The organism is Exiguobacterium sp. FD-YE-25-4 (assembly GCF_057004685.1).
In genome coordinates, this window is record NZ_CM168041.1 from 349,095 (window position 1) to 367,500 (window position 18,406).

Genomic DNA, 18,406 nt, shown 5'->3' on the forward strand with positions numbered 1-18,406 from the left:
GAGGCTAACGGAAAAAAATCCGTAGCCTCTTGTTTTTATTTCGGAATCCGAGTTTGACGAATCATTTCGAGCTTCAAGTCCCAGAGCGGTTTACTGAATGTGACCGAGTACACTTCCGGCAAGCGGAGGCGTTTGTACTCTTCCCACAGACCGTTCATCTGCTCGTGATGATACGTGCGGATTTCTGTCGCGTTCGGTAACTCATATACGCGTTCGCCGTCTTGGAAAATCGGGACGAGCAAACGTTTGACGCTAAAGTTACGTGTCTTGATGCGGAACGCGGGGTCGCGCACGTCAATCAAGTCAATCTCGTTATACGACTCGACTGGTTCGTCGGCAAGGGCGATATAGTCACCTTTGAACTTCCCGGTCTCGTTATCGATGATGCGATACAATTCTTTCTTGTGCGGAGTCGTCGTTTTCACTTTCGAAGACGACACTTTGATGACCGGCTTCAGCTTCCCGTCGGCGCCTTCGCGGGCGACGAGTTTGTACACCATACCGAGTGCAGGTTGCTCATAGGCCGTGATGCCGCGTGTCCCGACGAGGAACGTATCGGCTTCAGCTCCTTGCATCCGCAAGTCTTGAATGACGTACTCATCGAGGTCGCCCGAGACGACGATTTTGACGTAATCGAGTCCGGCCGCGTTCAATGCTTTTCGGGCCCGTTTCGACAAGTAGGCCAAGTCACCCGAGTCGAGTCGGACCGACTTCAAGCGGTAGCCTTTCGCTTCAAGTTCTTTGGCGACCGTGATCGCGTTCGGGAGACCTGACTTGAGCGTATCGTACGTGTCGATCAACAGGCTCGTATTGTCCGGGTACATCGAGGCGAACGAGCGGAATGCCTCGAGTTCGTCATCGTGGAACTGGATATCGGCGTGCTCCATCGTTCCACCGGTCGGGACGTCAAAATCACGTCCGGCCGAAACCAAGCTCGTGACGTCGAAACCGGCGATATAGGCGGCCCGTGTTCCGTAGTACGCAGCATCGACGCCTTGGGCGCGACGAGCACCGCCTTCGAGTAGCGTCTCGTTCGGCGCAGCTTGGCGGATGCGCGCGTATTTCGTCGCGATGAGTGATTCGTGGTTGGCGATGTTCAAGAGCGCCGTCTGGAACAGCTTCGCCTCAAAGATCGTCGATTCGATGCGGACGACTTGTTCGTTCGGGAAGATGACTTCTCCTTCACGGACACTGTAGAGCGAGCCCGTGAACTTGAAGTTACGGAGTACATCCGCGAACTCGTCCTCGAAGTCGAGTTGCTGTTTCAAGTAGCGGATATCTTCTTCCGTGAATGAGACGTTCTCTAAATAATGCACGATATTTTGGAGGCCGGCGAAGACGACGTAACCTCCGCTGAACGGGTTTGAGCGATAGTATAGGTCAAACACGACTCGTTCGTTGTGACGGCCTTGTTTCCAATAGATATACATCCAACGTGGGAGGTATAAGTCTGTGTGAAGTGCTAAGTTGCGATGTAACATAATCGATCCTTTCTGTTTTACGTCACTTCCCGGTCACCGTTGCTCCGAGGGTCGTGACAAAATGTTCGAGCGCCCAATCGTGGCCGACTGGGTTGAAGCTTTGGACGGCGTCGGCGTGGACGACGATTGTATAGCCGAGGTTGTAAGCGTCGACAGCGGTATGAAGCACACAAATGTCTGTGCACACACCGACGAGATGAATCTCTGTGATGGCCCGTTCGCGCAAGCGCAAGTCGAGGTCTGTGCCGGCAAAGGCGCTATAGCGTGTCTTATCGATCCAATGATCGGCCCGGCTCGCCGCGGTTTTGACGGCACCGTATAATTCACGGCCCTCTGTACCGCGAATATTGTGGGGCGGGAAGAGCGTCGTCTCAGGATGATACGTATCACCGGCGTCATGCACGTCGTTCGCGACGACAACATAATCCTCGTCTGCGAACTCCTCGATCAACTGGACGATTCGTTCTTCTATGTCTTGCCCTGGTTTTCCACAAGTCAAACGACCCGTATCTGCGATAAAATCAAACGTGTAATCGATCACAATCAATGCGCGCATGGGGAGCTCTCCTCTCTCATGTAAAGAATAGTTGGCTATCTTTCTTATTCTAAATCATTTTGCGTGATGCGAAAAAGATTATTTTTGATTGGGGTCGGGTACTAGGTGTAAGAAGAACCGTTTGCGAAAGGGGAATCAGCACATGTTGCTGTCATCAACCGAACTGTCAGAGCAACTATCCCGCTTAAATGGCTGGGATGTTGTTGAAGGGGAATTACAAAAGACGTATCGGCTCGAGACGTTTCCAGAGGCGATTCAGTTCGTCCATCTCGTCGCTGATTTGGCGGAGGAGCTCAATCATCATCCGAACATCTTGATCGAGTATCGGAACGTCACATTGACCGTGTCCACGCATGACGAAGGTGGAATCACGGAGAAAGACATCATGCTCGCGAAAGGGTGTGAGGGGCTTGTCTAAACTGTTCATGACGTTTGCCTCAGGAACTGTCGCTGAACGATTGCGTCAACAACCCGGTATCCTTGTCGCCAACGGGACCGAGACGATTTTGCTCGCAGAAGGCGACAAGTCTCCCTTCCAAAGCGGGAAGACGTTTCAAATCGAAGAAGCGGAAGGACAATTCGCCTCGAAAGGGAATATTGTCTATGCGAACATTCCGGTCGATTCGAACGCCCGGTCGCTCTTGTTCCATCGCTTGTTGAAAGACAAATCACGTCTTGGGTCTGGCCATAGCGGTTTTGCCGCCTATCGGCTCGGTGTCGACCCGGACGATCACCACGGGATTATCTTCATCCAATTCACCGAGGGCGGAAATCGTTTCCGTGATTCGACCGACTATGTCTTGTTCCAAGAATGGCTGAAAGAAGCCGTCGAACAAAAAGGAGCCGGTCCAATCATAAAACACTATGTCGTCGATGAAGCGGATGACCTATAATAAACATAACGTCATGTTAGGGGAGGATTTTTTATGAACAAGAACTACTTCTGGATGGGAATGGCCGCAGGTGCCGTCATCGGAGCCGGGGCATCGCTTCTCCACAGAGAGACGCGAGAACAACAAGTCAGACAGCTCAAACATATGAAATCACGACTCAAGTCGAAGGATGCGTCAACACAAAGCCATTCGGTCGGCCTTCAAGCCTCATCGAAAGGGAGCTTGAAAGATCGCGTCATGGATTTGAAGGCGCTCTACGAAGAGAACCAAGACACGATTCAAAATCTCGTCGAAGATGTGAAAGACTTGGTCGACGCGCTCCAAGACGCTCGTCACAAAAATCAAATTTAATCAATCTATCACGGTCTGGCGCTCTTGCGCCGGGCCGTTTTTTTATGGTCTGGCAAACACTTCTCTGTTCAACTTGTATAAAAATACAATTGACAGTATAAATATACGTATGTTTTAATCGATTTATTCTTTTAAGGGGGTTCGACAGATGATCACTTGTGGAATCGTCGGCGTCACGGGGTACGCCGGGATGGAGCTGTTGAAGCTCATCGGGAAACATCCCGAGTTCACGCTCGTCCGGGCGATGAGCGATTCGAGCGCCGGATTGACGCTCGCGCAACTGTATCCATGGTTAGAGATTGAGGATTTGACGCTCGAGCCGTTCCAGGCGGGCGCATTGAACGACATCGACGTCATTTTTTTAGCGACGCCGAGCGGGGTGTCGTCACAATATGTGGCGCAGTTGACGGAGTATGAAGGAGTCGTCATCGATTTGAGCGGAGACTTACGTCTGCCGGCATCGAGTTACGAGACATGGTACGGCAAACCGGCCGTACCGGTATCACTTCAAGCGCAGGCCGTGTACGGATTGACGGAATGGAATCGAGACGCTGTAAGGTCGGCCGACTGGATTGCCAATCCCGGGTGTTACGCCACGGCGGTCGCCCTTGGCTTATTGCCGTTCGTGAATGGAGGCTGGATCGATCCGAACGAAATCATCGTCTCGGCCTGCTCCGGCATCACGGGTGCTGGGAAAGGGCTCAGCGCCAAGACGCACCATGCCCGCTCCAACGAAAACGTGCAACTTTATAAAATTCATACGCATCAACACATCCCGGAGATTGAACAGACGCTTTATGCAGTGAGTGGGACGCAAGCGACCGTGTCACTCTCGACACATCTATTGCCCATCAATCGAGGCATTATGGCAACGATGAGCGTTGTCCCGACGATTGAGCAGAGTGAAGCAGCTTGGGTGAACGCATTGCGACAAACATACGCGAACGAACCGTTCATCCGGGTGCAACAAGGCGAACCGGAGATTCGGACGGCCGTCGGGTCGAACTACTGCGACTTGTGGGTGTATCTCGACCAACGAACGAATCGACTGACCGTCATCTCGGTCATCGACAATATGCAAAAAGGTGCGGCCGGACAAGCGATTCAAAACGCCAACGTCCGCTTTGGATTAAACGAGACAGCCGGGTTGAATGAACAGCCCCAATACATATGAGGAGGTAGAAACGAATGATTGAAACAGCAATCAGCCCTGTCGTCCACGTCGTCACGCCGAAAGGGTTTCAAGCGTGCGGAGTTCACGTCGGACTGAAGCGGAAGCGTAAGGATTTAGCCCTGCTCGTCTGCGAACAGTTGGCCAGTGCCGCCGCGGTGTATACGACGAACCAGTTTCAAGCGGCCCCGATTCAAGTGACGAAAGAGACGCTACAAGCGTCGAACGGAAAGATTCGTGCCGTCTTGATCAACAGTGGGAACGCCAACGCCTGCACCGGTCCGCAAGGGCTAGAGGACGCGTATACGATGCGCGATAAGGCGGCCGAACATATCGGGGTCAAGCCGGAAGAAGTAGCGATCGCCTCGACAGGTGTCATCGGTCAACTGTTGCCGATGGAGACGCTCTTGAACGGGATCGATTTGCTTGAACCGATCCATGAGGAGACGGGGGCGGAGTCGTTCGCGGAAGCGATTTTGACGACCGATACGGGAACGAAATGCACGGGCGTCGAGTACACCGAAGGCGATGCCGCCGTGACGATCGCGGGCGTGGCCAAAGGCTCGGGGATGATTCATCCGAACATGGCGACGATGCTCGGCTTCATCACGACCGATGCCGTCATCGCACCCGACGTCTTGCAACGGGCGCTGAAACAGAGCGTGGACGCCTCGTTTAACAGTATCACCGTCGACGGGGACAGCTCGACGAACGATATGGTGCTCGCTTTGGCGAGCGGACTGACCGAGATGGATGAAATCATCGAAGGGACACCGGCCTATGACCGCTTCCTTCAAGCGTTGACGGACGTATGCACGAATCTCGCCAAAGCGATTGCCCGTGACGGGGAAGGGGCGACGAAATTGATTGAGGTCGAGGTTGTCGGGGCGAAAACGGACGCAGCGGCTCGGATGATTGCGAAACAAGTCGTCGGCTCGTCGCTCGTGAAGACGGCCGTCTATGGACAAGATGCGAACTGGGGACGCATCATCGCCGCCATCGGTGCATCAGAGCAACCGATTGACGTGAACCACGTCGACATCCGCATCGGGTCACAGCACGTACTCTTGGAAAGTTCGCCGGTCTGGTTCGATGAAACGCTCGCGACAGAAGAGATGGGCCAAGACATCGTGCCGATTCAGATCCGGTTGCAAGACGGCACCGGACAAGGTCAGGCGTATGGCTGCGATTTGACTTACGACTACGTCAAAATCAACGCGAGTTACCGGACATGAAACAGCGGAAAATCGTCAAACTCGGTGGAAGCGTTTGGGACACGCTTCATCCGGACTATTTCAAAGAATGGCAGGCGTGGCTTGAGGCGGGGCATGAGCTCGTGCTCATCCATGGGGGTGGACCTGCGTTGTCCGCTTATTGCGAGCACCAACAAATCGAACCGGTGTTTCAACACGGACGTCGTGTCACGACAGCGGACGTGTTGACCGGTGCCGAGCGCGTGCTCGCGGGGGAGATGCAGACCGAAATCGTTGCTGCCCTCGGACGTCACCATATTCAAGCGGTCGGTCTCTCGGGTGTGGACGGACAGACGCTGACAGGAAAACAATTGGTGGAGCTCGGGGCGGTCGGAGAAGTTGACCATGTCGAGACAGACTTGTTCGAGCTATTGCTCGCGAGTCGCTACGTGCCTGTCGTGACATCACTCTTACAAGGACCGGAAGGCACGTTGAACTGTAACGGGGACGATTGTGCGATCGCAGTCGCGGTCGCGCTGCAGGCCGACTGCTTCGAAATGATCACCGACGTACCAGGTATCCGGATTGATGGGACGTTCCGTCAAACGCTGACACGTGAGGACATCCAGACGGCCATCGCCACAGGGGATATCTATGGGGGGATGATCCCGAAAACCGAGGCGCTGTTGGCTGCTCTAACAGGAGGGATTGATATCGCCGTCATCCGTGACGGCAAGGACCCGGTTCATCCCGGGACAACACTACAGGAGGTGCACCATGCATTCACTACTACCGACCTACGGACAACGACATATTGAGATTGAGCAGGCGAACGGATCGTATGTGACCGACACCACGGGGAAACGGTACCTCGATTTCGTCATGGGCATCGCCGTCTGCGGGACGGGCCATCGTCATCCGCATGTGAGCCAAGCGCTCGAGGCGCAGCTGCAAAAAGTGTGGCACACGTCGAACCTTTACAACATCAGCGGGCAAGCTCGCGTCGCCGAGATGCTCGTCTCCGGGACTCATTTGACGCATGCGTTCTTCTGTAACAGCGGGACCGAGGCGAACGAAGGGGCGTTCAAATTGATTCGGAAATGGACGAACAAGACGAAAGTCGTGACGTTCACGAAATCGTTCCACGGTCGCTCGTTCGCCATGCTCGGAGCCACGGGACAAGACAAGGTCAAAGCCGGATTCGGGCCGATGGTGGCTGATTTTGTACACGCACCGTTCAACGACATGGACGCACTCGACATGATCGATGCCGATACGGCTGCGGTCTGGCTCGAAATCGTCCAAGGCGAGGGCGGGGTCGTCGTCGCTGACTCGGCATGGCTCGAAGCGCTTCAAGCGAAAGCGACTGAGCACGGGGTCAAAATCGTCGTCGATGAGGTGCAGACCGGGATTGCCCGCACAGGTACCCGCTTCGCGTTCGAACAGACACCGCTTAAACCGGACGTCGTCACGCTCGCGAAAGGGCTCGGCAGCGGTTTCCCTGTCGGAGCGATTTTGACAGCGGCAGGTGCAGAGCACGTCTTCACGGCTGGCAGTCACGGTTCGACGTTCGGCGGCAATCCGCTCGCAATGGCAGCGGCGGAAGCGACGCTCGACATTTTGTTCGAGGCGGACGCACTCGCCCACGTCAATGCGATGGGGGCACGATTACGAGCGGGCTTGGAACAATTTGTCGACGGAGAGACGTTCATCGAGGTCCGTGGACTCGGCTTGATGCTCGGGCTCGTCGCGACGCAACCGGTCGCGCCATGGATCGAACAGTTGCGAGACGCGGGCCTCCTGGTCGTTGCGGCAGGTCCGGACGTGATTCGCGTCTTACCGTCTTTGCTGCTTACGGAAGCCGAAGTGGATGAGGCGCTCGCAATCATTGGACAGGTGATTACAAAGGAGATGGTGTCATGACGGGGACAGTGACGTTACAAAGCGGTGAACAGTTCAACGGGACGTGGGAGACGAGTGCGTGCTTGGCGAAAGGAGAGGTCGTCTTCTTCACAGGGATGACCGGTTATCAAGAAGTGTTGACCGATCCGTCGTACGCCGGTCAAATCGTCGCGTTCACATATCCGCTCATCGGGCAATATGGGTTGACCGACGCAGCATCGGAAAGTGCGGACATTCAAGTGGCGGGCGTGCTCGTCCAGACGTTAGCCGGAAACGGGGCGGCGACCGACTTGAAGGATTGGCTGGAGCAGTCCGGTGTGCCGGTACTGTCTGACGTCGACACGCGCTCGCTCGTCCATGCGCTCCGTGAACACGGCGATCAGTGGGGTGTGATGACGTCTGAATCAGATGTGTCGTTCGATGGGGACCTACATCAGATTACGGAGACCGTTTCGACGCCAAGTCATGTGCGTCACGGCGACGGGGCGAGCGGACACATCGTCTGTCTTGATTTCGGTGTGAAGGCGTCGATGGTTCAAGCGATGGTGGAGCGAGGGTACGCGGTAACGGTCGTTCCGTTCGATACGACGGCCGCCCAAGTCCACGCGCTCGCACCGACCGGGATTCTCGTGTCGAACGGTCCGGGAGACCCACGTGATTTGGTCGGCTACCTCGACAATGTGCGTGACGTGGCACTGTCGTATCCGACACTCGGCATTTGTATGGGCCATCAACTGCTCGCGCTCGCCTTCGGGTGTGAGATTGAAAAACAGGCTTACGGACACCGCGGATCCAATCATCCGGTCCGGAACGTCCAGACGGGTGAAGTGTGGATGACGTCGCAAAATCATGGGTACGTCGTCACACGGGACAGTTTGGAAGCGACGCCGCTCGAACTGCTATTTGAGAACGTGAACGATTTGTCGGTCGAAGGGACGTTGCACCGGACGGCCCCGATTCTAACGGCTCAGTTCCATCCAGAGGCCAGTCCGGGACCGAAGGAAGCACAAGCCATCTTTGATCGCTTCGACGAAATGATTCAACAAGGGGTGAACGTCTATGCATAAAAAAGTACTCGTCATCGGCTCGGGTCCGATTATCATCGGACAGGCGGCCGAGTTTGACTATTCGGGCACACAGGCGTGCCAAGCGCTCCGGGAAGCAGGTTGTGAGGTCGTACTCTTTAACTCGAACCCGGCCACGATCATGACCGATCCCGGTTTGGCCGACCACACGTACATCGAGGCGATGACGTTAGAGAAGGCCGAATTGATTATCGAGACAGAACGTCCGACCCACTTGCTCGCCACAGTCGGCGGGCAGACCGCCCTCAACTTGGCGCTCGCCTTGGACGAGGCCGGCGTGCTCGAACGATACGGTATCGCCCTCCTTGGGACGTCGCTCGAGACGATCCGTGACGGGGAAGACCGTGAACGGTTCAAACAGAAGATGAACGAACTCGGGGAACCGCTCCCGGTTAGCACGACGATTGAATCGATCGATGGACTTGATCGCTTCATCGCCGAGACAGGCGTCCCGCTCATCGTCCGTCCGGCGTTCACGCTCGGCGGTACCGGCGGCGGGATTGCGGAGACGATTGATGCCGCCTACACGATCGCGAAACGTGGTCTCGAGGCGAGTCCAATCTCGCAGTGTTTGATCGAGCAGAGCATCGCCGGCTATAAAGAGTTCGAATATGAGGTCATGCGCGACGCCAACGGGACGTGTATCATCGTCTGCAACATGGAAAACATCGACCCGGTCGGCGTCCATACAGGAGACTCGGTCGTGTTCGCCCCGGCCCAGACGTTATCGGATGTCATGCATCAGACGTTACGGAGCGCCGCGTTCCGAATCGTCTCGGCACTCGGTGTCGTCGGCGGGTGTAATATCCAGTTCGCCGTCCATCCGACGGAAGACGCCTATTACGTGATTGAAGTGAACCCGCGCGTGTCGCGTAGCTCGGCGCTCGCCTCGAAAGCGACCGGGTATCCGATCGCGAAGATCGCCACCCGTCTTGCCCTCGGGGAACGACTCGACGATTGCATCAATCCCGTCACGAACGGGACGATGGCGAGCTTCGAACCGGCCCTCGATTATGTGACGGCGAAAGTGCCGACGTTCCCGTTCGATTTGTTCAATGGGACGGACCGGACGCTCGGACCGCAGATGAAAGCGACCGGGGAGAGCATGGCGATGGGCAAAACACTTGAGGAAGCGCTACAGAAAGCGTGGCGTGGTGCCGGTGTCGAGCAGAGTCCGCTCTATCCGAGTTGGATGGCGACAGCTGATCCTGACGCGCTATACGCTGAAATTTCGGCTCCGACTGATCGTCGTCTCCTGGCGTGCCTCGCACTACTCGATCGGGGAATCGCCACGGCGTCACAGCTTGAAGCGCTGACGGGTATCGCCCCGCACTTCATGATGACGTTCAATCGACTCGTGTCGACAATCCATCTGGACCTGTCCACGAAAGCGAACATGTTGCAGGCGAAACGGTTCGGTTTCACCGACGCCCAGATTGCGCAGCAGATGAACGTCACGGCCGACGCAGTCGCAGCGATGCGGCTCGAACACGACATCCATCCGGTCTATCAGATGATTGATACGTGTGCCGCCGAGTTCGAGAGCCGCACACCGTACTTTTACGGGTCGTGGCACGGGACGTCTGAAGTCGTACCGAGCGAGCGTCCGAAAGTCGCCATCATCGGGTCTGGACCGATTCGCATCGGACAAGGCATCGAGTTCGATTACAGTTCGGTGCATGCCGTCTGGGCGCTTCAAAAACTCGGGGTCGAGACGATCATGATCAACAATAACCCGGAGACGGTGTCGACCGATTTCACGGTCGCCGACAAACTGTACGTCGAACCGTTGACGATTGAAGATGTCGTCCACGTATTGGAAGCAGAAGGCTGTCAGGACGTCCTCATCCAGTTCGGCGGCCAGACCGGCATCTCACTCGCCCATGCGCTGGAAGCCAAAGGCTACCACTTGCTCGGGGCGACGGCAGACGTCATCGATCAAATGGAGGACCGGGATCGGTTCTATCAATTCCTCGACGAGATCGGGGTGGCCCACATCCCTGGCGAAGAGGTCGGATCGGTTGACGATTTGACGTCCGCGATCGATTGTCTCGGCTATCCATGTGTCGTCCGTCCTTCCTACGTCATCGGTGGAAAAGGCATGTATATCATCCGGACCGCGGCGGATTTGCACCAAGTCGAATCACACTTGACCTATCCGCTCCTCGTCGATGCGTATGTCGATGGACGTGAACTCGAAGTCGACTGTGTCACTGACGGGAAAACCGTCTACATTCCGGCCTTGCTCGAACAGATTGAGGCAGCCGGTGTCCATTCGGGCGATTCGACGATGATTCTGCCGCCGGTCAAAACGTCACGCGCGCAACAAGCCGAGATTGAAGCCATCGTTCAAACGATTGGTCAAGCGCTCGCATATAAGGGTGCGCTCAATATCCAATTCGTGTTGAAAGACGACGTCATCTACGTGCTCGAAATCAATCCGCGTGCATCTCGGACGGTCCCGATCGTCAGTAAAGTGACCGGGGAACCACTCATCGAATGGGCGACGCTCGCGGCGTTCGGCCATGAGTTGGCAACCGTCGTCCCAGAGGCACGTCCGGTATGGAGCGGCTATGCCATCAAGACACCGGTGTTCTCGAGTTTGAAATTGCCGGGCGTCGACCCGCTCACCGGACCCGTCATGCGCTCGACTGGAGAGACACTCCAATTCAGCATGACCCCTTACGTGTCCGAACGCTTCTGTTACGATGCGACGACGGCGCGCATCATGAATCGGACTGAGACCGTAGCCGGCCAAGGCTGGTCATCATATAGTGATCAAGCGCTCGATGAGACGACCGAGTTCCAAAACGTGTCGGTCCTATTTTCAAACGCACCAGAAGAACAAGCGGCACGTGAGACGGCCGTCCGCAACGGCGTCCACGTCATCTCGGAGACACATCTTGCCGAGTACTATCAACAAGCGATGCAAGCGGAACCGATGCCGGTCCGTTCACTTCAAACGATGCAGACAGGAGAGGGACTACCATTATGACGACGAAAACAATCAATCATCTACTGACACTCGAGGAACTGACTCCGTCCGCACTCGACGACTTGCTTGGACTCGCGGCCAAGGTCAAACGACAGCCGGAAGCGTTCCAGTCGGCGCTCGCCGGCAAGAAAGTGGCGCTCTTGTTCGAGAAGGCCTCGACCCGGACCCGGATGTCGTTCGAGGTCGGTGTCGTCGAACTCGGCGGTTATCCGCTGTTCTTGAGCAGCAGTGATTTACAAATCGGGCGTGGGGAACCGCTGACGGATACGATTCAAGTCATGAGCCGTTATGTCGATGCGCTCATGATTCGGACGTATGCCCACGCGACGGTCGAGACGCTCGCTTCGGCAGGTTCGATTCCAATCATCAACGGATTGACCGATTCCCATCACCCATGCCAAGTACTCGCCGACTTGTTGACGGTCGAGGAAGTGTTCGGCACGAGAACAGGTAAGACGTTGACGTACATCGGCGACGGGAACAATATGGCCCACTCGCTCATGATCGGGGGCGCGCTCAGCGGGATGCACATCCGCATCGCCTCGCCGGAAGCATATACGGTCGAGACCGAGATTTTCGAACGGGCGAACGAACTCGCGGCGACTACTGGAGGCAGCGTTACGTTGTGGCAAGACCCGGTCGCTGCGGCAGCGGGTGCGGACGTCATTTACACGGATGTGTTCGCGAGCATGGGGCAAGAAGCGGAAGCGGCGGAACGGTTGACGCAGTTTGCGACGTTCCAAGTCGATGCTTCGCTCATGCAGCAAGCGAAGTCAGATGCGATTTTCCTGCACTGTCTCCCGGCCCATCGCGGCGAAGAAGTGACGGCCGACGTCATCGATGGCACGCAATCGGTCGTTTTCGATCAAGCCGAGAATCGATTGCACGCGCAAAAGGCGCTCATGCTTACCTTGCTCGCCTAAACGAAAAGAGAGGATTCGCCGCTCGGGCGAATCCTCTCTTTTTACTATCATAAAAAGCGGGCGAACAGGCCGAACACGGCCAATCCGACGATCACGTAGAAAATCCATTTGCCTTCTCCCGTATGAATGATGGGCGGGGAATACTTGCGTGGCTTGTACTTCCCGTAACGGAGCGGGCGCGAATACGGCACCGCGAACCGGGAGAGCGGGATCGCGAGCAAGAACCCGGCCAGGAAACCATACACATGTCCCCAAAGTGACACGTTCGCGCCGATGAGCGTGAACACGGCGCTGATGGCGACGAAGATATAAACGAGTCGAGCGTCCTGGCTGTAGATGAGCGTCCGGCGGAACCGACCGATGTACACATAAAAGCCGAGAATCGCTAAAATCGCACCTGAAGCACCGGCTTGCAGGTAGAACAGTTCACTCACCGTGAAGAACGTGAGCAAGTTGGCAAGCACACCGGCCACGATATAGAACACGGCGAACTTGATGTGACCGACCATGCGTTCCATGGCAGGTCCGAAGATAATCAAAGCGAACGAGTTGAACAGCAAATGACCGAGCCCTAAATGGATGAAGTTGGCCGTCAAGAGACGGTACCATTCCCCTTGGGCGAGTGCGAGATGGAATGACCCGCCGAGTGCGACAATCCGGAGGTCGGGGACCAAAGAATCGATGACAAACACGAGCAGTTGGATTACAATGAACAGCGTTACGAGCGGATACGCCCGGACGAACGTTTGAACATTCTCAGTACGACTAAACATAGCATCACCTCTTTCCTTAATTGTATAAGGAAACGAGTGAAAAAGGAAAGGAGCGAGTGTCCTGTGATTGTGGGGATCGGAATCGATATCGTCGAGCTCGAGCGGATTGCTCGCTCGCTCAAAAATGACCGTTTCGTCGCACGTCTGTTGACCGAAGCCGAGCGGGCGCTTGCGGACGCCTATCCAGAACAACGGCGCATCGAATTCGTCGCTGGACGATTTGCGGCGAAAGAAGCGTATGCCAAAGCAGTCGGGACCGGGGTTGCCCGGGGCCTGTCGTGGCAACAAATCGAAATCTTACCGGATGAGGCCGGGCGACCGCATATGACGGCGCCGTACTCAGGCCGGATTCATATGAGTATCAGCCACAGCGAGCAATATGCCGTGGCACAAGTCATCATTGAAGAGGGGGATCACGATGTTTCGTCCAAGTTGGATTGAAATCGATCGGGCGGCGATCAAACATAACGTAATCGAAATTAAAAAACGGATCCCGCAAGCGCTCATGGCCGTCGTCAAAGCGAACGCTTACGGGCATGGTGCCGTCGAAGTGGCAAAGATTGCGCTTGATAACGGAGCGACGATGCTCGGTGTGGCCTTACTCGAGGAGGCAATCGAGCTCCGAGAGGCCGGGATTAAAGCGCCAATTCTCGTCATGGAGGCCCAGTTCCCAGAATATGCGGGCGTCGCAGCCGAACACGATGTGACGTTGTCCGTCTTTTCGGCCGACTGGTTGCGTGAGGCGTGCACACATCTATCTGACCGTCCACTCACCGTTCATGTGAAAGTCGACACCGGTATGGGTCGTCTCGGTTTGCGGACCCGCGCCGAACTTGATGCCCTTTTAGAAGCGGCAGATGACCGTTTTATCGTCGAAGGGATTTATACGCACTTTGCGACAGCGGATGAGCCGGACAGTGAGCTTTACTATGAGCAGCAGGAGCGGTTCGGTCAGTTGATGGATGGACTCCACTCGCGATTCCGCTACATTCATACGTCAAACTCGGCCGGAGCGATCCGCATGGCCGGACAAGACGTGCCGTACAACGTGGTGCGGGTCGGAATTGCGATTTATGGGCTCTACCCGTCAGCTGAGATGGCTTCCTTCTATTCATTTTTACGTCCGGCCTTCACGTTGAAGAGCAAGCTCATGCAAGTGAAGCAACTCGAAGCTGGACAGACGATCAGCTACGGGGCGACATACACGACGGCAGGGGACGAGTGGATCGGTACCGTGCCGGTAGGATATGCCGACGGCTGGATTCGTAAAGCGAGCGGCTTCGAAGTAGACGTCAATGGAGAGCGCTGTCCCATTATCGGTCGTGTCTGCATGGATCGCTTCATGGTGAGGCTTCCTAAAGAGCTGCCGGTCGGGACTGTGGTCACGCTCATCGGCGGACCAGTCGCGATTGACGAACTGGCCACGCATCTCGAGACGATCAACTATGAGGTCGTCTGTCAATTAACGAATCGCCTCCCGCGACGTTATGTGTAAAGCGGAAAACGTGTGAAATTATCTGAATTCTTTCGGGAATTCTCTATATTTTCCCAAACTCGCGTGTTATATTGGTAAAGAACGCGGGAATATTTCCGCCAGTCATTGAAACGATTCTGGAGGTGTAAGATGTTGAAACAGCGAACTGCGGGTGCTTTAGCGTCCGTTCCAGATCGGTTCTCGCAACATGTGGGTCCGATTTCGATGAAAGACCGTGAATCATTGTCATTGAACGATGTAGTGACGTACTTGTCCAAAGAAATTGCTGATCGACAACAAACACTGCGCGAAGAATTGGCGAGAGGCTATCAAGAGATGGCCGCGTTTAATTTGAATATGGCAGAAGAGATGCTGATGATTGAGACGGAAGCCGAACATGCTCTCTTACGTCAAGTAAGCGGGGTGTGAGCGGAGTGATCGTAAAGCGTGGTGACGTGTTTTATGCGAATCTGTCGCCCGTAGTCGGTTCAGAGCAAGGTGGAGTTCGTCCGGTTCTCGTCATTCAAAACGATATCGGCAATCGCTTTAGCCCGACCGTCATTGTCGCTGCGATTACGGCTCAGATCCAGAAAGCAAAACTGCCGACTCATGTAGAGGTATATCAAGTCAAACATGGTCTCGAACGAGATTCCGTGATTTTACTTGAACAGATTCGAACGATTGATAAGCGTCGTCTGACGGATAAAGTCACTCATCTTGATGATGAGACGATGCACAAAGTTGACCGAGCGCTAGAGATTAGTCTGGGATTAATCCCTCTCTAGCTTACATATAAAGAAACCGATACATGGGTATCGGTTTTTTTTCAAAAAAACCTTTGAAAAATAGTTTAGAATTCTGTAAAACGGGAATTTAGTTTAATCGTACTCAATTTTTCTGTACGCACATTAGGAGGGAATATACGATGGATTTAGCGATTCGCGAGCAAGTCATTGGAGAACAATTACACCTTTACGTATCTGGAGAAGTGGATACATATACCGCACCAAAATTGAAGGAAGTCTTGCACCCGGCAATCACGGACCAAGACGTCACCGTTCATTTGGATGAAGTGGACTATATGGATTCAACTGGTCTCGGCGTATTTGTCGGTGCCCTTAAAATAGCCAAACGTAATGAGAAAGAGTTGTCGCTCGTCGGCGTCACTGACCGCGTCAATCGTCTCTTTGAATTGACAGGACTGCACAAGTTGCTTTCGATCAATACAAACGTAAGAGGTGGCACGCAATGAGTAACATCGAACAGACGGTGATGACGTTCCCGGCCAAACCGGAGTATGTCGGTGTGGTCCGTTTAGTCGTCTCAGGAATCGCTAACCGTATGGGATATACGTACGACGAGATCGAAGATATTAAAATCGCGGTCTCGGAAGCCTGTGGCAATGCCGTTCAACATGCCTATGAAGATCAAGAGGGTGAAGTGAAACTCACGTGTGGCGTCCATCAAGATCGTCTCGAGATGACGATCGAGGACTCGGGCAAAACGTTTGCCGACGACGTGAAACGCCAAGCGGCGCCAGTCGAAGAGACGGCTGAAATTGAATCGCTTCACGAAGGAGGACTCGGTCTTTTCCTCATTGAAGCCTTAATGGATGACGTCTCGATCAACAAGGACAATGGTGTCAAGGTGACGATGACGAAACTCCTTAACAGGGACGAGGTGGATCAGAGTGCCAGCAAAATCTCAACAACGCCATCACAGTGATGATGAAGTATTAGAGTGGATTGAGCGTTATCAACAGGACGATCAAAATGAAGAAGTCCAGATGCTCCTCATTAACCGATACTCGGACCTCGTTGAGGCACTTGCACGAAAGTTTTCACGCGGCCGGGCTATCCACGATGACCTCGTTCAAGTCGGGATGATCGGACTTCTCGCTGCCCTTCGTCGTTTCGACCCTGAGTTCGGACGCAGTTTCGAATCGTTTGCCGTTCCGACGATTATCGGTGAAATCAAGCGTTTCATCCGTGACAAGACGTGGAGCGTCCACGTTCCGCGCCGGATTAAAGAGCTTGGACCGAAAATCAAGAAGACGGTCGAGGAATTGACGACCGAGTTGCAACGTTCACCGCGCATCGATGAGATTGCCGATCACCTCGGCGTTTCCGATGAAGAGATTCTCGAGACGCTCGAGATGGGCAAGAGCTACCAAGCCCTTTCCGTCGACAGCTCAATCGAAGCGGACAACGAAGGTTCGACCGTCACGCTCCTCGACCTTGTCGGAAGCCAAGAGCGTGGCTACGAATCGGTCGACCAGCGCCTCATCCTTGAAAAAGCGTTCAGTGTGCTGAACGAACGGGAACAGGCGATTTTAGAATGTGCTTATTATAAAAACATGAGCCAAAAAGAGACGGGTGAACTCCTCGGGATTTCGCAGATGCACGTATCGCGCTTGCAGCGACGCGCGCTTGAGAAGTTACGTGAGGCCATCAAAGTCCCGCTCAACGAAGTATTCTCAAACGATGACTAAATGGTCATCGTTTTTTTGTCGTCTAGGCGTGAGTTTGCTACACTTCTAGAGAGAAGAGAAAAGGAAGTGATTCGATTGATTACGAAAGTCGCAAAAGAGTTGAAGTTGAAGACGAGTCAAGTCGAGACGGTGCAACAACTTGCCGCGGACGGAGCGACGATTCCGTTCATGGCCCGGTACCGTAAAGAAATGACCGGTAATCTCGATGAAGTCGAAATCAAAGCGATTCTCGACGCCTTACAATATGAAGAGAGTTTGCACAAGCGTAAGACGGACGTCCTCGCCAAACTTGAAGAACTCGAGAAGGCGACGCCGGAATTGACACGGGCGCTTGAAGCGGCGACGAGCCTGCAACAAGTCGATGACATTTATCTCCCTTATCGTCCGAAGCGACGGACGAAAGCCGAACAAGGGCGGGAGAAAGGACTACAAGCCCTCGCTGACTGGTATCGTCAACCGACACCCTATTCGCTGAAAGAAGCGCAGTCGTTAGCGGGTGATCTTTCGCTTGAAGAAGCACTTCCGTTCGTCCAATCAATCATTGGGGAGGAGTGGGGCGAAGTGGCGACGCTTCGACAATCACTTCGAACACGAGTCCGGAAAGAGGCGCTCCTTCGTTCGCAGAAGAAAAAACAAGCGGAAGACGAGAAAGAAGTGTTCGCCCAGTATTATGAATATGAAGAAAAAATCGCAGGAATCGTCCCGCACCGGATTCTCGCTTTGAACCGGGGAGAGCGCACGGACGTGTTGCAAGTGAAGGTTGTCTTCGACGAAGCCGGCTTCATGCGACAAGCGCTCGGCAAGTTTGACCGTTTGCCGACAGAGAAACGCGAACTCGTCACGCTCGCCGTGAAGGACGCGTTCAAGAAGTCGGTATTTCCGGCCATCGAACGTGAGATTCGTAGCGAATTGACCGAGACGGCCGAAGAACAGGCGATCGACGTGTTCTCGAAAAACTTGAAGCAACTCTACATGCAACCGCCGCTTCGTGAGGTCGTCGTCCTAGGGATTGACCCGGCCTATCGCACAGGTTGTAAATGGGCCGTCGTCAATGAGATCGGGAAAGTCGAAGAAGTCGGTGTCTTCTATCCGACGGCACCGAAACACGATGTCGCGGG

At 54.6% G+C, this 18,406-nt stretch carries 21 protein-coding genes (1 of these 21 running past the window's edge); 18 read left to right on the forward strand and 3 right to left on the reverse strand.

The window, feature by feature from the left end:
• Window positions 1-35 precede the first annotated feature (35 nt).
• Window positions 36-1,481 (reverse strand): nicotinate phosphoribosyltransferase, encoded by a 1,446-nt coding sequence (locus AC13H5_RS01785; protein WP_034780858.1) that lies wholly within the window; start codon window positions 1,479-1,481, stop codon window positions 36-38.
• A 22-nt stretch (window positions 1,482-1,503) separates the two neighbouring features.
• Complete coding sequence (locus AC13H5_RS01790; RefSeq protein WP_214762434.1) at window positions 1,504-2,037, reverse strand: cysteine hydrolase family protein; 534 nt, start codon at window positions 2,035-2,037, stop codon at window positions 1,504-1,506.
• 142 nt (window positions 2,038-2,179) lie between these two features.
• Between AC13H5_RS01790 and AC13H5_RS01795 the strand changes: the two genes are divergently transcribed.
• From AC13H5_RS01795 to argF, 10 genes are all read left to right on the forward strand, one after another.
• Window positions 2,180-2,455 carry a 4a-hydroxytetrahydrobiopterin dehydratase gene (locus AC13H5_RS01795; RefSeq protein ID WP_034780860.1) on the forward strand — a complete coding sequence of 92 codons (276 nt, stop codon included), beginning with the start codon at window positions 2,180-2,182 and terminating at the stop codon, window positions 2,453-2,455.
• On the forward strand, window positions 2,448-2,930 hold the full coding sequence (locus AC13H5_RS01800; RefSeq protein ID WP_235420248.1) for a hypothetical protein: 483 nt from the start codon (window positions 2,448-2,450) through the stop codon (window positions 2,928-2,930). The genes AC13H5_RS01795 and AC13H5_RS01800 overlap by 8 nt, the downstream gene beginning before the upstream one ends.
• 33 nt (window positions 2,931-2,963) lie before the next feature.
• Entirely contained in the window at window positions 2,964-3,281 is a 318-nt protein-coding gene (locus AC13H5_RS01805) for a hypothetical protein (RefSeq protein ID WP_214709349.1), read from the forward strand.
• Window positions 3,282-3,429: 148 nt separating this feature from the next.
• On the forward strand, window positions 3,430-4,455 hold the full coding sequence (gene argC, locus AC13H5_RS01810) for an N-acetyl-gamma-glutamyl-phosphate reductase (RefSeq protein ID WP_483546193.1): 1,026 nt from the start codon (window positions 3,430-3,432) through the stop codon (window positions 4,453-4,455).
• A 14-nt stretch (window positions 4,456-4,469) separates the two neighbouring features.
• A complete protein-coding gene (gene argJ / locus AC13H5_RS01815; RefSeq protein WP_483546194.1) occupies window positions 4,470-5,687 on the forward strand; it encodes a bifunctional glutamate N-acetyltransferase/amino-acid acetyltransferase ArgJ in 1,218 nt (405 codons plus the stop codon).
• On the forward strand, window positions 5,684-6,463 hold the full coding sequence (gene argB / locus AC13H5_RS01820) for an acetylglutamate kinase (protein ID WP_483546195.1): 780 nt from the start codon (window positions 5,684-5,686) through the stop codon (window positions 6,461-6,463). The genes argJ and argB overlap by 4 nt, the downstream gene beginning before the upstream one ends.
• Window positions 6,423-7,568, forward strand: coding sequence for an aspartate aminotransferase family protein (locus AC13H5_RS01825; protein ID WP_483546196.1), 1,146 nt, complete (start codon window positions 6,423-6,425; stop codon window positions 7,566-7,568). The genes argB and AC13H5_RS01825 overlap by 41 nt, the downstream gene beginning before the upstream one ends.
• On the forward strand, window positions 7,565-8,614 hold the full coding sequence (locus AC13H5_RS01830; RefSeq protein ID WP_483546197.1) for a carbamoyl phosphate synthase small subunit: 1,050 nt from the start codon (window positions 7,565-7,567) through the stop codon (window positions 8,612-8,614). The genes AC13H5_RS01825 and AC13H5_RS01830 overlap by 4 nt, the downstream gene beginning before the upstream one ends.
• Complete coding sequence (gene carB, locus AC13H5_RS01835; RefSeq protein ID WP_483546198.1) at window positions 8,607-11,627, forward strand: carbamoyl-phosphate synthase (glutamine-hydrolyzing) large subunit; 3,021 nt, start codon at window positions 8,607-8,609, stop codon at window positions 11,625-11,627. The genes AC13H5_RS01830 and carB overlap by 8 nt, the downstream gene beginning before the upstream one ends.
• Window positions 11,624-12,550: an ornithine carbamoyltransferase gene (gene argF / locus AC13H5_RS01840; RefSeq protein ID WP_483546199.1), complete on the forward strand. Its 927-nt coding sequence runs from the start codon at window positions 11,624-11,626 to the stop codon at window positions 12,548-12,550. The genes carB and argF overlap by 4 nt, the downstream gene beginning before the upstream one ends.
• Before the next feature lie 47 nt (window positions 12,551-12,597).
• Here argF and AC13H5_RS01845 read toward each other — a convergent pair whose 3' ends face one another.
• Entirely contained in the window at window positions 12,598-13,323 is a 726-nt protein-coding gene (locus AC13H5_RS01845; RefSeq protein ID WP_034780868.1) for a rhomboid family intramembrane serine protease, read from the reverse strand.
• A 63-nt stretch (window positions 13,324-13,386) separates the two neighbouring features.
• On the opposite strand from AC13H5_RS01845, the gene acpS reads away from it, so the two are divergent.
• From acpS to AC13H5_RS01885, 8 genes are all read left to right on the forward strand, one after another.
• Window positions 13,387-13,764, forward strand: coding sequence for a holo-ACP synthase (acpS, locus tag AC13H5_RS01850; protein WP_483546200.1), 378 nt, complete (start codon window positions 13,387-13,389; stop codon window positions 13,762-13,764).
• Window positions 13,742-14,818 (forward strand): alanine racemase, encoded by a 1,077-nt coding sequence (gene alr / locus AC13H5_RS01855; RefSeq protein WP_483546201.1) that lies wholly within the window; start codon window positions 13,742-13,744, stop codon window positions 14,816-14,818. Before acpS ends, alr begins: the two co-directional genes overlap by 23 nt.
• A 129-nt stretch (window positions 14,819-14,947) precedes the next feature.
• The gene (locus tag AC13H5_RS01860) at window positions 14,948-15,226 is read left to right on the forward strand and encodes a hypothetical protein (protein WP_021068181.1); all 279 of its coding nucleotides are present in this window, start codon (window positions 14,948-14,950) and stop codon (window positions 15,224-15,226) included.
• Between the two features lie 5 nt (window positions 15,227-15,231).
• Window positions 15,232-15,582, forward strand: a complete 351-nt coding sequence (locus tag AC13H5_RS01865; RefSeq protein ID WP_029596222.1) for a type II toxin-antitoxin system PemK/MazF family toxin — start codon at window positions 15,232-15,234, stop codon at window positions 15,580-15,582.
• A gap of 140 nt (window positions 15,583-15,722) precedes the next feature.
• Window positions 15,723-16,049 (forward strand): STAS domain-containing protein, encoded by a 327-nt coding sequence (locus AC13H5_RS01870; RefSeq protein ID WP_128123185.1) that lies wholly within the window; start codon window positions 15,723-15,725, stop codon window positions 16,047-16,049.
• Window positions 16,046-16,522, forward strand: a complete 477-nt coding sequence (rsbW, locus tag AC13H5_RS01875) for an anti-sigma B factor RsbW (RefSeq protein WP_021068184.1) — start codon at window positions 16,046-16,048, stop codon at window positions 16,520-16,522. The genes AC13H5_RS01870 and rsbW overlap by 4 nt, the downstream gene beginning before the upstream one ends.
• The gene (sigB, locus tag AC13H5_RS01880) at window positions 16,488-17,288 is read left to right on the forward strand and encodes an RNA polymerase sigma factor SigB (RefSeq protein ID WP_021068185.1); all 801 of its coding nucleotides are present in this window, start codon (window positions 16,488-16,490) and stop codon (window positions 17,286-17,288) included. The genes rsbW and sigB overlap by 35 nt, the downstream gene beginning before the upstream one ends.
• A 75-nt stretch (window positions 17,289-17,363) precedes the next feature.
• Window positions 17,364-18,406, forward strand: partial view of a Tex family protein gene (locus tag AC13H5_RS01885; RefSeq protein ID WP_483546541.1) — the beginning only. It continues 1,084 nt past the right edge of the window; 1,043 of the gene's 2,127 nt are visible here — the first part of the coding sequence; the start codon lies at window positions 17,364-17,366; its stop codon lies beyond the right edge, outside the window.